General features: G+C 43.9%; 16 protein-coding genes. 3 read left to right on the top strand and 13 right to left on the bottom strand.

Annotation, left to right across the window (positions count from 1 at the left end):
• Positions 1–15 precede the first annotated feature (15 nt).
• From ftsX to ftsY, 3 genes are all read right to left on the bottom strand, one after another.
• Complete coding sequence (gene ftsX / locus ACHUFI_RS21115) at positions 16–984, bottom strand: permease-like cell division protein FtsX (RefSeq protein ID WP_394252784.1); 969 nt, start codon at positions 982–984, stop codon at positions 16–18.
• A complete protein-coding gene (gene ftsE / locus ACHUFI_RS21110; protein WP_394252782.1) occupies positions 974–1648 on the bottom strand; it encodes a cell division ATP-binding protein FtsE in 675 nt (224 codons plus the stop codon). Before ftsE ends, ftsX begins: the two co-directional genes overlap by 11 nt.
• Positions 1649–1711: 63 nt before the next feature.
• A complete protein-coding gene (gene ftsY / locus ACHUFI_RS21105) occupies positions 1712–2935 on the bottom strand; it encodes a signal recognition particle-docking protein FtsY (protein ID WP_394252780.1) in 1224 nt (407 codons plus the stop codon).
• Positions 2936–3148: 213 nt separating this feature from the next.
• On the opposite strand from ftsY, the gene rsmD reads away from it, so the two are divergent.
• Together rsmD and ACHUFI_RS21095 are read left to right on the top strand one after the other, a co-directional pair.
• Complete coding sequence (gene rsmD, locus ACHUFI_RS21100) at positions 3149–3748, top strand: 16S rRNA (guanine(966)-N(2))-methyltransferase RsmD (protein ID WP_394252778.1); 600 nt, start codon at positions 3149–3151, stop codon at positions 3746–3748.
• Positions 3745–4011, top strand: a complete 267-nt coding sequence (locus tag ACHUFI_RS21095; RefSeq protein ID WP_394252776.1) for a DUF1145 domain-containing protein — start codon at positions 3745–3747, stop codon at positions 4009–4011. The genes rsmD and ACHUFI_RS21095 overlap by 4 nt, the downstream gene beginning before the upstream one ends.
• 40 nt (positions 4012–4051) lie before the next feature.
• Here ACHUFI_RS21095 and ACHUFI_RS21090 read toward each other — a convergent pair whose 3' ends face one another.
• The 4 genes from ACHUFI_RS21090 to ACHUFI_RS21075 all read right to left on the bottom strand — a co-directional run bounded on the left by ACHUFI_RS21090 (position 4052) and on the right by ACHUFI_RS21075 (position 6961).
• Entirely contained in the window at positions 4052–4636 is a 585-nt protein-coding gene (locus ACHUFI_RS21090) for a YhgN family NAAT transporter (protein WP_394252774.1), read from the bottom strand.
• 80 nt (positions 4637–4716) lie between these two features.
• Positions 4717–4953: a YecH family metal-binding protein gene (locus ACHUFI_RS21085; RefSeq protein ID WP_394252772.1), complete on the bottom strand. Its 237-nt coding sequence runs from the start codon at positions 4951–4953 to the stop codon at positions 4717–4719.
• 81 nt (positions 4954–5034) lie between these two features.
• A complete protein-coding gene (locus ACHUFI_RS21080) occupies positions 5035–5655 on the bottom strand; it encodes a lysoplasmalogenase (RefSeq protein ID WP_394252770.1) in 621 nt (206 codons plus the stop codon).
• 931 nt (positions 5656–6586) lie between these two features.
• On the bottom strand, positions 6587–6961 hold the full coding sequence (locus ACHUFI_RS21075) for a DUF4145 domain-containing protein (protein ID WP_394252768.1): 375 nt from the start codon (positions 6959–6961) through the stop codon (positions 6587–6589).
• 242 nt (positions 6962–7203) lie between these two features.
• Between ACHUFI_RS21075 and ACHUFI_RS21070 the strand changes: the two genes are divergently transcribed.
• Positions 7204–7533 carry a DUF2500 domain-containing protein gene (locus ACHUFI_RS21070; protein ID WP_394252766.1) on the top strand — a complete coding sequence of 110 codons (330 nt, stop codon included), beginning with the start codon at positions 7204–7206 and terminating at the stop codon, positions 7531–7533.
• On the opposite strand, the gene ACHUFI_RS21065 is transcribed toward ACHUFI_RS21070, so the two are convergent.
• The 6 genes from ACHUFI_RS21065 to ACHUFI_RS21040 form a co-directional block, all read right to left on the bottom strand.
• Positions 7530–8543, bottom strand: a complete 1014-nt coding sequence (locus tag ACHUFI_RS21065; protein WP_394252764.1) for an acyltransferase — start codon at positions 8541–8543, stop codon at positions 7530–7532. The two genes, ACHUFI_RS21070 and ACHUFI_RS21065, sit on opposite strands and share 4 nt — an antisense overlap.
• Before the next feature lie 105 nt (positions 8544–8648).
• A complete protein-coding gene (arsJ, locus tag ACHUFI_RS21060) occupies positions 8649–9869 on the bottom strand; it encodes an organoarsenical effux MFS transporter ArsJ (protein ID WP_394252762.1) in 1221 nt (406 codons plus the stop codon).
• 96 nt (positions 9870–9965) lie between these two features.
• A complete protein-coding gene (locus ACHUFI_RS21055; RefSeq protein ID WP_394252760.1) occupies positions 9966–10457 on the bottom strand; it encodes a cyclin-dependent kinase inhibitor 3 family protein in 492 nt (163 codons plus the stop codon).
• Positions 10458–10475: 18 nt separating this feature from the next.
• Positions 10476–11480, bottom strand: a complete 1005-nt coding sequence (locus tag ACHUFI_RS21050) for an ArsJ-associated glyceraldehyde-3-phosphate dehydrogenase (protein WP_394252758.1) — start codon at positions 11478–11480, stop codon at positions 10476–10478.
• 16 nt (positions 11481–11496) lie between these two features.
• Positions 11497–11838 (bottom strand): metalloregulator ArsR/SmtB family transcription factor, encoded by a 342-nt coding sequence (locus ACHUFI_RS21045; protein ID WP_394252756.1) that lies wholly within the window; start codon positions 11836–11838, stop codon positions 11497–11499.
• A gap of 106 nt (positions 11839–11944) precedes the next feature.
• Positions 11945–13162 (bottom strand): EAL and HDOD domain-containing protein, encoded by a 1218-nt coding sequence (locus ACHUFI_RS21040; RefSeq protein ID WP_394252754.1) that lies wholly within the window; start codon positions 13160–13162, stop codon positions 11945–11947.
• Positions 13163–13176: the final 14 nt, after the last annotated feature.

The raw sequence follows: 13176 nt of genomic DNA, 5'->3' as shown, positions 1-13176 counted from the left end.
TATGACCGCATTCAACTAAACAGGTTCAATTTCTTTTAAATGACGTTGAGCAGACAGTCTCGCCGCAATGCTGCCGAGTAAAGTACCTAAAATCAGCAGTAGCAAGGATTCATCCCAGCTCAAGCCAATCAAACGGAAATGACTATCATATAGTTGCGCTAGATCTTCTACTGCGCTATTCAGCAAAACGGTTATTAAAGCCGTAAGTACCCATGCACTGGTTCCACCTAATAAACCAAACCACATTCCTGAGTACAAATATGGACGAAGAATAAAGCCATCCGTTGCGCCGATAAGCTTCATCGTTTGAATCTCATCTTTACGAGCCAACACATTAAATCGCAAAGTGTTTCCGATAATTAAGAAAACCGCCCCTAACATCAAAATCGTTAATGTAATCACGATGACACTGGCTAATGCCTTAATGGCATCTAGGCGCGCTAACCAATCTTCGTCTAGGCGTACATCAGTAATTTCATCTTCTTGTTTTATCTTGCTTGCCACTTCTTTAATAAGAGAGTTACTTTCAGCATTAGGCGTCACAATAAGCACACCTGGAAGCGCATAATCATCAAGTAGAGACAACGCCTGATCAAACCCAGAATATTGGCTGAGATCGGCTAAACCTTGCTGCGGTGAAATATATTCAACAACCGCGACTTGCTCCCAACTTTCAATTTGGTCTTTGAGCACCATAACGCGAGCGTCAGGAATTCCCTCTTCAATATAGGCACTAATCTGCGATGGGCTCGCGACGTCTTGTGCCACTTCGCCAATATTCTTTCCAAGCAAATACAAACTTGCCGGCATCGCTAAGGCCATGGAAATTACGGCTAATGTGAGAATGCTCCCCAATGGGCGTGCCCATAACTCAGAGAATGATGCCTTAGCTTGCTTAAAATGTATGGTAAAAAAGCCATCCGTATTCGGACGTTTACTCTCTCGGCTTTGCTTGACCTTTTTATTACGCTTATTAACGGCCATAACCTTCTACCTCACTTAGAAAGCCTTGGTTTAATTCAAGATGTCTATATTGAGGGCGAGTATTCACTAACCCCAAATCGTGTGTCGCGAGTAATATGGTGACACCTGCACGATTGAATTCTTCAAAGAGGCGTAATACTCGGTTGGACAATTCAGGGTCAAGATTACCAGTAGGCTCATCCGCCAGCAGTAATGTTGGGCGATTAACAACGGCGCGCGCAATGCCAACTCGTTGTTGTTCACCACCAGACAACTGGCTAGGCAGGCAGCGTGCTTTATCCAATAACCCCGTTTTATCCAATGCAGCGCTAACACGGCGCTTGATTTCATTTTCCGAAATCGACTCGATTCGCATCGGTAGTGCAACGTTGTCGAAGATAGAGCGATCCATTAACAAGCGGTGATCTTGAAAGACAATACCGATGTTGCGGCGTAAAAAAGGAATATCTTTGGCTGGAATTCGCGTGATGTCGTGATCGTTAAAACGAATTTTGCCGTCGGTTGGGCGTTCAATCGCGCAGATCAATTTCAACAAGGTACTTTTACCTGCACCTGAATGTCCGCCTAAAAAAGCCATTTCTCCTCGACGAAGATGAAAATCCACTTTTTGTAACGCCTGACGACCACCTCGGTAGGCTTTACTGACTTGCTGAAATTTGATCACCGAAAAATCCTCTTACCGATCACTCTAATCACGCTAACTTACATTTCTCTACGATGGGTATCGTTATTCTTCACGGCTAAACAGGGCTTCAATGAAATCTTGAGATTCAAATGGGCGTAAATCATCAATGCCTTCACCTACACCAATAAAACGAATTGGGATTTGGAACTGATCAGCAATAGAGAAGATCACACCACCTTTCGCCGTACCATCTAACTTCGTTAAAGTGATACCTGTAACGGGAGCCACTTCGCTAAATAGCTTCGCTTGGCTGATCGCATTTTGGCCTGTGCCCGCGTCTAAGGTCAGCATAATTTCATGCGGTGCAGAATCATCGATTTTTTTCATCACACGCACAATCTTACGCAACTCTTCCATCAAGTTGCTCTTGTTCTGTAAGCGCCCGGCGGTATCTGCAATCACCACATCGACGCCACGTGCTTTCGCAGCTTCAATTGCATCATAAATAACAGAGGCACTATCAGCGCCAGTATGCTGAGCAATAACAGGTACTTCATTACGTTGCCCCCACACTTGCAGTTGTTCAACCGCAGCAGCACGGAAAGTATCGCCAGCCGCAAGCATGACTTTCTTACCTTGCCCTTGGAACTGTTTCGCTAACTTACCAATGGTTGTGGTTTTACCGACACCATTTACACCCACCATTAAAATTACGTAAGGTGTTTTACTGGTATCCACCTCTAGTGGCTGTTCGACCTGGCTTAAAATCTCTGCCATTTCTTCTTTTAACAGCCCGTATAACGCTTCACCGTCTTTTAAATCTTGGCGCGATGCTTTATCCGTTAAATTTTCGATGATTTTTACGGTGGTATTCATCCCCACATCGGCAATCAGTAGTTGTTCTTCTAGTTCTTCAAACAACTCATCATCGATTTTTTTACCTTTAAACAGGCCAAAGAAACCAGCACCAATATTGGCTTTAGTTCTGCTTAAGCTGCGCTTTAAACGTGCAAAAAAGCTTTCGGTTGGCTTTTCTTGAACTTCTTCAACCTGTGGAGCTGCAACAGGCGCTGCTTCTGCTTCTGCTTCTGCTTCTGCTTCTGCTTCTGCTTCTGCTTCTGCTTCTGCTTCTGCTTCTGCTAGTTCAGGCTGTACGCTTTCTTCAACCTGTTCAACCACTTCTGATTCAGCTTTCGCGTCTGACTCGACAGATTCCTGTTCGATCTCTACTGATTCTTGTTTTGCTTCATTCTGAGTTTGTGTGCTTTGTTCTTCTTCACCAAAGCCAAGCCACGATAATAATCCGCGCTTCTTTTTTTCCGCCATCAGAGGGGTTTCCTAAATCTACTTATTAACTGTATTGGCTCAATGCAATTCCGCTCTTTACTGGTAGCATAAGCGAATAGCAAAGAAATATGACAAAGCAGTGAAAACTTTACGTTTAGCTTGCTACACTTTGTCATTGCAAATTTATTTAATACTCGAACCAAATTAAATTGGGCTCGGTATAGTATCACTTTATTAGCGGTCAAAAAATCTATGGTAAGACGTCGCCAGCAAAACACATCACAAAAAAAGCCATCAGGAGGCTTTGTTCGAATTATTAGTGGTTCTTGGAGAGGAAGAAAACTGCCTGTTCACGATTTAGAAGGTCTTCGACCAACCATTGACCGAGTTAAAGAAACATTATTTAACTGGTTAGCTCAAGATATCCCAAACTCTACCTGTTTGGATGTATTTGCTGGGTCGGGAGGGTTAGGTTTTGAAGCAGCTTCTCGCCAAGCGAAGTTGGTGACGCTGTTAGAAATGAACCAAAAAGCTGCCAAGCAGCTTGAAATGAATGCGAAAGAAGTCAAAGCCGATAACATCAAAGTGGTTAACACGGACGCGCTGACCTATTTGCGCCAACCTGGAACCCCGTTTGATCTGGTGTTTCTGGATCCTCCATTTCGTAAAGGCTTACTTGCAGAGACTGTTCAACTGCTTGAGAATAATGGCTGGTTAACGGAAAACGCGATTATCTACGTCGAAACCGAGAAAGAACTGCAGCTCGAGGGCATGCCAGAAAACTGGGCACTTTACCGAGATAAAACAACGGGGCAATCAAGCTACCGATTATTTGAAAGGAACACCGAATGAAAATACTGCTTATGCTAGCGAAAGCTTCGATTGCTTTTGTGTGGTTTGTATTGATTGTTAACATCTTTCACCCATTTCCGGGTAACGCGGCGATTGCTCTTTATATCATGACCGCCTTCCTGTTTTTTATGCACGGTATCCAGATGCTGATTTTTATTGGCGCGTTTGGTGACAAGATCAATATGACGAAGTGGGAGAAGTGGTCCATTCTAATCTTTGGTATCTTTGCTCTGCTCGATATTCGTCGTAAATACATGATGTAAAAAAAGGCCGCTCAGTGAGCGGCCTTTTTCATCTCGAAACTTAAGACATGTAACTCTTCACGCCGTCCAAGAACATCTGAGTCGACAGCATCACAAGCAGTAAACCCATCAGACGCTCAATCGCCTTCAAGCCTCGTTCTCCTAAGACTCTTAAGAAGAATCCATTAAACATTAAAATAAAGAACGTGACCCCCCATGCCAGTAGCACAGACAGCGAGAGCTCCAACATATTATCTGGGTTTTGAGTCGACAATAGAATCAACGCAGCAATCACAGAAGGACCTGCAATCATTGGAATGGCCATTGGTACAATAAACGGCTCTTCACCGGCCGCTAACCCTGTGATACTCCCAGCGCTTGGAAAAATCATCTTAATGGCAATAATAAAGAGGATAATACCGCCAGATATACTCAATGTTTCGGGCTGAACGTGTAGGAAGTTCAAGATACTTTGACCCGCAAACAGGAACAGCATCAAGATAATCAGTGCGAAAATCAGCTCTCGGATTAAAACGATTCGGCGACGCTTAGGATCAATATGTTTAAGAATCGATAGGACAATTGGCAAATTACCAAGTGGATCCATAATAAGAAACAGCATGGTCGCTGCGGATAGGATTTCCATAGGGAATACTCGAAAAGCTAGAATGCGCGGAGTATAGCAGCCTCAATCTAGCTTTTCGAATTATGACTCGCGTTTCTTAACTAGTGGCTACAGACACGCGCTACGTTCGTCATAATCTTATCGCCATCTTGAATCACTTTTTCTCTTTTAAAGAAAAATGCCAGTAACGAATCTAGGTCTAGGCCATCGAGTTTGCATGTATGGAAGCGCGCATCAACACCATACTCAGCCGCCAACACATCTTCTAGTTCAGCACGAGTCATGGGTTGCTCTTTGAGTAAGTTCAAGACGGCATGCGCGTGAATTTCAGTTGTCATAAACACCTCTTTTCAATTTTGAATCGAAAGAGTAATGAGAAAAGCAACATTAAGTATTGATATGGAGCAGGCTTTGTTAAATCAAAGTACAACTGATGCGACGATCAATCCATGAGCAAAGAAGTAGCTCCCAGTCACCCACATATAAGCGCGAGTTAGGGGTTTTCGGTATCGATTGAGTGCACTCGCTAAGGCTGAAAGCGACAAGATGATACAACCTATCAACCCAATCGCATGATTCATTGTTGATTCAATGAGCCACACTTCAGCGGCAGCCCAAGTTAATTGGATCAGCATAATTCCCATAATCACGACGGGAAAAACGACTTTATCGAGCTGTGGGAGAAGTAAAAAGAAAGCGACAATGCTTGCAGCTAAGAGCAGAGCCAATAGCCACCATACAAGTTCGCCTGACAACTGAACCCAAAAGGCCTTGCTATAACAAAGTTGTGCCAGTAAGAAACAAAAGAAATAGAGCGCACGCTTTTTAGTTAAGGTATGGAACGCGTCTGCAATGGCCGAAACAAATAGGCCACCAGCAATCCAATAAGAATACTCTTGAATGGGGTGTTGAGTTAGGACAATAGTTGCCAAAAGAACAAAGGTAAACACCTTGTAAAACAAGGATTGTGTTTTATGTCCATGCTTCGTCCCTGACACCGCTCCGATCCCAGATAATGAAACAGCCAACCAACTCCACATACACTTACCTTATTACGACAAATCGCCGCCAGTCTAGGCTGAGTCTGAGTGATGTAAAGCAGCAATAATGGAAACTTCGATCTTGATTACGATTCCACCAAAAACGTGTGATCTGACCATTTAAAACCAATATTCAATCTCGCGTAAATCTGCACTCAATGCTGATAAGGAAGACTGCGACACAACCCCAAAAGCAAACGTTTGCCAAGCTTAATGACCAATAACTAAGGATTTAGACAATCTCAAATTCAACATTCCAGATTAAAAACAACAGCAAACAAGTACAAACAAAACAATAAAATCATTTAAATTCAATAATATGCGTTGAAATTTCTTGTATTTATCGACTCAATAACCACAGACATTCGGTTACTGGCATTAACAACCAATCTCACTCATCCCATCACAATAACCACCAAAATAAATGAGAACCAATTTCAAGTTCCGCACTAAAAACAAGACAAACACATATAAATCAACCCCAGAACAACCATGCTCAAGCTAACTTTCATTAATACACTTTAACAACTATTAACAAACACATTTACATCAAAAAACAAAACAAAATCATAAACTTAAAAGGATCACAGAACAAAAATAAAACACAACGCACACTATTAGAACACCCCAAAAACAATAGAAAACCCCTGACAAAAACAAAATATTATGGAACTTAACCTTTACTTTTAAGGCTTTCGAAAGTAATTATTGATCTAACGCCAGAAGTAGTGCTATTCTTAAGCACATAGAGAACATCAATCAAATTAAGGAGCAGTGTTATGATTTCCTCTTCGCAAAAACAAGGACTTGTAATGATCGCAGTAGTTGTTGGCCTAATGACACTGCCGATGATGTACTAAGCAAGTTTAAATTTAAAAAGAAAAAGGGACGCTTTCGCGTCCCTTTTTCTTTTGTACTGTTCGGCAAGTGGTTACTGAATAGGAAGGTGTTTGGTTAAAATATCCCAATTGGCATAATAAAACCCAACGGCAGCCAACGTTATCGCCGTCATTAGCAAAATCGCAGCACGCCAAATAAAGCGGCCACTTCTAGGCGTCAGTTCCTTTTCACAATCGTCACATACCAATAAAAACTCTTTTTGATTTTCGAGCTCATAATCTTCTTCGTGAACAATTTTATTTCGTATTGTCGCTATATAACGAAGTTTACTGATGACATCGTGTGGCAAGCGTTCTTCACAGCTCGTAATCAACTGATGTAAGCCTTTCCCTTCAGCATGATATTGTAGCCTCAGAAGCTTTTCGATTCGTCGTGTTCGTGTGACGACTTTTTCAATATCTGACATCGCAGCCCTCCTACTATGCCTAATTATTTTAGTAGAGCTTTACCCTATTCTTCTATACTGGTTACCTAATTTGAGTATACCAGTGAGATTTTGTTTCACTACTCTAATCTAACCCTTTGATAAACGTGAAGTAAGTCGAAAAAAAATAAACCTTAATTACAAAGTTCACGAATAATGGCTTTAAACACAATGCTTGGCTCAATGTCACATTAGAATACACACAATTCATCTTTGGAGGTTGTATGCCCAGCTCACTATTTTTCGCAATTCTAATGCTCGCTTTACTTGGCGGCTGGGTCTTCATTGGCTTCTATCGTAAGCACATGCAAGGTGAAAATGCGCCAGAGCAAAAAGTAGATGTGACCATTCTTGATAAACAATCTATCGAGTTACCCGATGCTCTACCCGGCCAAGATGATCAAGAATACTGGATCTACGTTCAGCGTGGTCGAATTGGACCAAAACGTGAATTCCAAGTAGGTATTCACTACTTCCATGCTTTAAACCCGGGTGATAAAGGAACCCTCACCTACCAAGGTGACAAGTTCCTACACTTTGCTTTAAAACGTTAAGGTAACAACCAACGGGTTTTCTGAGATTTAGAGAGAACCCAACTCATCCATAGCGCACCACCACCACTAATAATGATCCAAAGTGGAATCACCCAAGCCGGATGCCCTTGGTGCCATCCAAATTCTTTCATCGGCCACAAAAATATCGGGTGGAGTAGGTAAATGCCTAAACTGTGCTGGCTGATGAGCCCAACGACTTTATTAGATTGCTTAGATAAGTTCTCTCCGTAGTAACGACACACCATAAAGATCATGCTGGCCGCTAAAACGGTATTCAACGTTTTGTAAGACAGCCACCGCCCTACTGTATATTTATCGACCGATAGACTCGTCTCAACCACCATATAAACGGTGGTCACTAATGCTCCCACACCAAGTAATACACTTACCACTAACGCCAATGTATTGAGTGGTACTTTCTTATAAAGGATATACCCCAAAGGTAGGTACCCGGTATACAGCCACAATTCATGACTCCATGGGCCATCGATACCTAATAGGTAAAGCAATGTTGTGAATAACCAAACCGTTGTAAATGCGTAAACCCCTCCGTCACCTGTCTTTCTGACCATGATTTGCAAAAAAGGAATCACAAAATAGAGAGGGATAAAATAATAGAAGAAGCCTAAATGGTAATAGGTGTACTGATGATAGCTCTCCAGTAAAACGTTCCAACTGGTTTCCCCATCAAACCCAGACAGAGACCACCCAGATAAGTACGTATAAAACAGGGACCACACTATAAATGGGATCAGTACCTTGCCTAAACGCCGCTTTACGTAGTACTTAGCGTCAAATGGGCGCTGATCACTTAGCATCAAAGCGCCAGTTATCAAGATAAAGACAGGAACCGCCCAGCGGCTAATGCTATTCACTCCAACGGCAGTGAACCATTGGTCGAAAGGGATAGAGTTGAGTTCGTGACGATAAGGGGCCAATACATGAATCGCGATAACCGCGACAGCAGCAACACATCTCGCCAAGTCGAAAAATAATACTCGTTGCTTCATGTAAACCTCTGATTAATTTCTAATCTTCACACTATAGCAACAAAAAAGCTGACCGGTATACAGACCAAGTCAGCTTAATGTAAAAGCCTCGTCGACTTCCGGTTATTACGCCATAGAAGATTGTGGCACTTTAGGTAAACGAAGAGAAATCAGGGTCGTTATTGCCAAAAATGCAAAAGAGACCCATAAACAAGCTGATAAGCCGCCCATTTGGAATACCAAACCAGATAAGATTGTGCCAATCAAGCGACCCATTGCATTAGCCATGTAGTAGAAACCCACATCAAGCGACACACCATCGCCTTTCGCGTAGCTGACAATCAGGTATGAGTGAAGCGATGAGTTGACCGCGAAGATGGCACCAAACACCATCAAGCCACCAATGATCACCAGTTCTGGTTGCCAAGCGATCTGCACAGCATAAGCAATACCCGCCGTCACCATAGCCAGTGCGCCCGCCCATAATAGAGCGGCGTGTCCATCTGGCACCTTGCCTTGCGTTTTACCGGTAATCTTAGGCGCGATGCCTTGTACAAAGCCGTAAGCGATAGTCCAAGCTGCTAAAAAGCCACCAACCCAAGAGTGATCCCAACCAAATACGCTGCCGAGATAAATGGGTAGAGCAATCACGAACCACACGTCACGAGCGCCAAACAAGAACAGGCGTGCCGCCGACAAGATATTGATGGATTCAGACTTAGAGAAGATTTGTTTGAACTTAGGCTTGGTTTTCGCCTTACCCATGTCTGCCTCTAAGCTCACTACACTGCCAATAAAGACCAAGGTCAGCACTGAAGCCATCGCAAGCACAGCGTATTGGAAGCCAATCATTGAAAGCAGCAAACCACCAATAAAGAACCCCGCACCTTTCAGCGCATTCTTAGATCCGGTCAGAATCGCAATCCACTTATACAAAGCACCTTGCTGTTCATCCGGTACCAAGGTCTTGATTGAGCTCTTGGCACTCATCTTATTGAGGTCTTTGGCGATACCCGACAGCGCCTGCGCCGCCATCACCCAAGGGATGGTCAACATGGTCGATGGCAACGCCAGCATGCCCAAGGCGAAGACTTGCATCCCCAAACCAATGTTCATGGTCTTATTGAGGCCAAGACGCGCCCCCAACCAACCACCGATTAGATTCGTCACCACACCAAAAAATTCATAGAAAAGGAACAGTGAAGCGATCTCTAACGAGCTGTAGCCGAGGTCGTAAAAATACAGAACCACCAGCATACGAAGTGCACCATCAGTAATGGTGAAGTTCCAGTAGTTGAATGTCACCAACATGTATTGGCGAACACTCTTACTTAGATTTGAAAACATAATGCTATCTCTGCAATCAAAACAAAAAGAGCTTTTGGATCACGATAAGCTTAACACTCCAGATACCAAAAGCTCCTTGTCTAGCACCGATGACGGTTAGCTATTCGCTACGCCATTGATATACTCAACCTGGATCGGTTTAGTGAAAGCACCTGGACGCAGTGCTTGAACTTCTTGAACGATCTTGTCGAGGTCCCAGCCTTTTTCTAAAAGCAGGTGAGCCGCGAACAAACCTGTACGACCTGAACCGCCCATGCAGTGCATAGCGACTTTCGCACCGCTATCAACGATTTTGTGTAGCTCTGGGCTTGTCGCAGACCATTTCGCTGCAAACTCAGCACCCGGTGCACAGTCGTCTTCGATTTCGATTTGGAACCACTGGATGCCTAGTGCACGGGTTTTCTCGCCAAGTGCTGCCACGTCTTTGCTTGCAAGCTCTGCATCATCAAGCGCCGTTACGATCGCTTCAACGCCCTGCTCTTTCAGTTGTGCCAGAGATGCATCAAGATCAGCGTCTTTAGTACCTGGGCATGGAGTCAGAATCAGCGCGCCTTGCTCAAGGTCTAGTTGCCACGTCGGATGTGTCATTGTGTATTCTCCAGATTCTTATTTAGCAAGGCCAACGGTACGAACTAATTCAGCGGTACGTGTCGCGTAACCCATCTCGTTGTCGTACCAAGCGTAGATCTTAACCATGCGCTTACCCACTAACATGGTTGATAGTGCATCTACGATGGTTGAACGTTGGTCGCCTTTATAATCAATAGATACCAATGGGCGCTCTTCAAAGCCAAGGATGCCTTTCAGTTCATTCTCCGATGCTTCTTTCAGCAGCGCGTTAACCTCTTCCGCTGTCGTGTCTTGCTTCACTTCGAAGATGATGTCTGTCAGAGAAGCGTTCGCTAGCGGTACACGCACTGCGTGGCCATTAATGCGGTTCTCAAGCTCAGGGAAGATCTCAACAATCGCCTTAGCTGAGCCAGTCGTTGTTGGGATTAAGCTCATGCCACATGCACGTGCACGACGTAGGTCTTTATGCGGTGCATCTAGAATAGTCTGCGTGTTGGTTAGATCGTGAATCGTCGTGAATGACGCGTTCTCGATGCCAAGCTTCTCGTTGATCACTTTAACCACAGGGGCAATACAGTTTGTTGTACAAGACGCTGCCGTTACGATTTTGTGTACTGCTGGGTCGAAGATGTTGTCGTTTACACCAACAACGATGTTTGCGATACCTTCTTCTTTCACTGGTGCCGATACTACAACACGCTTCACGCCCTGCTCTAGGTATTTGTTTAGGAAAGAGGTTTTACGGTGAACACCGGTCGCTTCAATCACCACATCACAACCAGACCAATCGATCGCATCGATGTCACGCTCTTGCGTCGTCTTGATACGCTGGCCCTTGATGATCATCTCTTCGCCTTCTGCGGTTACTTCATGGTGGAAGCGACCTTGCACTGAATCGAACTCAAGAAGATGAGCCAGTGTCGCTGTGTCACCAGCAACATCATTAATTTGTACGAACTCTAGCTCTTCCCAATCGAAAGCTGCACGAAGTGCTAGACGGCCGATACGGCCAAACCCATTAATGCCTACTTTAACTGTCATAATTTAATCTCTTTCGTTATTGGCAACACACAGGACGATTCGTCATGTTTTGTAGCCTAGTGATATCTGCTTGGTATTCGGTTTTTAAACAATTGGATGCTACAAGATCCTCAATGAGCTTATTCATCCAGCCCGGCAGGTCATCAGCGAGCCGATAAAATACCCACTGCCCTTGGCGAACGTCTGTCATGATTCCTGCTGAACGCAATTGAGCTAAATGACGGGAGACCTTAGGTTGGCTCTCTTGTAGAGCTTGTGTGAGCTCGCCAACGGATAAGCATTCCTGACGGACAATTAACATCACGCATCGCACGCGTGTTTCGTCAGAAAGTAATTTAAAGAATTGATGTGGTAGCATCTAACATACTCATATATGGATATGCGTATATATTGAGATATAAAAAAGCACGCGTCAATAAGCGTGCTTAAATTGTCACAAAAGCTTCATATTGAAAAATATTGGATTAGTAGCTCGCCATAGTTTGGCTCCAACGCTGCGCTTCAATCAACTCGCAACGAACGTCTTCCACTCGTAACCCTAGTTGCGCACAGCAGCTTTCAATCCCTTGCCAATCAGCTATCTCAAAACGCTCTTCCAACGCGAGAAGCACACCATAAGGCCCCTCACGACGAAGCAAGGCAACTTTTATCATTTTACTGAGTGGTAATTGCTCCACTAACGTTTCCAGTGATAAATCCAGCAAAGCATCCAGAATGGAAAAAAGCCCGATCATAAACGCTTGCTCAGAATAATCCTTAAACGGATGGTAGCGCGACATCAATTGACAAAACTGCGCGCGTTGCAAAGATAAATTATACAGCTCTTGTGGCTTCTTATCAGACACATACGATGCCACCGCCAATGACACAAACATTTTCAGCTTATCTTGACCAAGGTAAACCAACGCTTGCCTAAATGAAGAGATCGTCACTTCCAAGCGTGGCGATTTACTGTTTACAAAACGCAATAGCTTGTATGAAAGTGCCACGTCTTTCGCAACTATTTCTTCCACTCGCTTGAAGTTTACTTCGGGTTGGCAAACCTCTTGGAAGAGCTCCATCGCGATCACTTGCTCAGGGCTGATGTATTTCGTCTTAACAATTTCGGGTTTGCTAAAGAAATACCCTTGGAAGAATTTAAACCCGGCTTCTTTCGCTTGTTCAAACTCAGCTTCGGTTTCAACTCTCTCCGCCAAGAACTGGTATTTCTTTCCCTGATGCGCTTTCACTAATTCACAGGCTGGCTCTAAGCCCATCTGCATAATATCGAGCTTCACAATGTGGACATACTGCAAAAAACGTTTCCACTCTTCAGTGAGTGTGAAATCATCCAATGCGATCATATAACCTTGTTGATAAAGCTCTCGTATTGCTTCAAGCAACTCATCGGTTGGTTTGCAAGTTTCCAGCACTTCGACAACGACTTTGTCTTTAGGCAAGCTCAAAGGCAGCTTTCGGAGCAAGCTTTGGTAAGGGAAATTGATAAAGCAACGCGAAGATGGGATCGAAGGGTTAGTCCCCACCGATAGAAAGTTCTCCACGATAAGACGATAGGTCGCGCGATTCGAATCAATGTGTGCAGGGTAAGCGTTGCTCTCTCCATCACGGAAAAGTAATTCATAACCTAAGGTATGCTTCTTCCGATTAAAGATAGGTTGCCGAGCAACGTAAGTTGTAGTCATCGCGTGTAACTCAA

Source organism: Vibrio profundi, from assembly GCF_043642225.1.
Taxonomy (GTDB): domain Bacteria; phylum Pseudomonadota; class Gammaproteobacteria; order Enterobacterales; family Vibrionaceae; genus Vibrio; species Vibrio profundi_A.
The sequence above is the reverse complement of the archived record's forward strand: the minus strand, read 5'-3'. Positions and strand labels throughout refer to the sequence as shown.

Coding starts and splice junctions, on each gene's coding strand:
- ACHUFI_RS21045 (WP_394252756.1), bottom strand. CDS start 11,838: ATGCTACCACATCAATTCTTTAAATTACTTTCTGACGAAACACGCGTG.
- ftsY (WP_394252780.1), bottom strand. CDS start 2,935: ATGGCGGAAAAAAAGAAGCGCGGATTATTATCGTGGCTTGGCTTTGGT.
- ACHUFI_RS21080 (WP_394252770.1), bottom strand. CDS start 5,655: ATGTGGAGTTGGTTGGCTGTTTCATTATCTGGGATCGGAGCGGTGTCA.
- rsmD (WP_394252778.1), top strand. CDS start 3,149: ATGGTAAGACGTCGCCAGCAAAACACATCACAAAAAAAGCCATCAGGA.
- ACHUFI_RS21040 (WP_394252754.1), bottom strand. CDS start 13,162: ATGACTACAACTTACGTTGCTCGGCAACCTATCTTTAATCGGAAGAAG.
- ACHUFI_RS21055 (WP_394252760.1), bottom strand. CDS start 10,457: ATGACACATCCGACGTGGCAACTAGACCTTGAGCAAGGCGCGCTGATT.
- ftsX (WP_394252784.1), bottom strand. CDS start 984: ATGGCCGTTAATAAGCGTAATAAAAAGGTCAAGCAAAGCCGAGAGAGT.
- ACHUFI_RS21090 (WP_394252774.1), bottom strand. CDS start 4,636: ATGGAAATCCTATCCGCAGCGACCATGCTGTTTCTTATTATGGATCCA.
- ACHUFI_RS21050 (WP_394252758.1), bottom strand. CDS start 11,480: ATGACAGTTAAAGTAGGCATTAATGGGTTTGGCCGTATCGGCCGTCTA.
- ACHUFI_RS21095 (WP_394252776.1), top strand. CDS start 3,745: ATGAAAATACTGCTTATGCTAGCGAAAGCTTCGATTGCTTTTGTGTGG.
- arsJ (WP_394252762.1), bottom strand. CDS start 9,869: ATGTTTTCAAATCTAAGTAAGAGTGTTCGCCAATACATGTTGGTGACA.
- ACHUFI_RS21070 (WP_394252766.1), top strand. CDS start 7,204: ATGCCCAGCTCACTATTTTTCGCAATTCTAATGCTCGCTTTACTTGGC.
- ACHUFI_RS21085 (WP_394252772.1), bottom strand. CDS start 4,953: ATGACAACTGAAATTCACGCGCATGCCGTCTTGAACTTACTCAAAGAG.
- ACHUFI_RS21075 (WP_394252768.1), bottom strand. CDS start 6,961: ATGTCAGATATTGAAAAAGTCGTCACACGAACACGACGAATCGAAAAG.
- ACHUFI_RS21065 (WP_394252764.1), bottom strand. CDS start 8,543: ATGAAGCAACGAGTATTATTTTTCGACTTGGCGAGATGTGTTGCTGCT.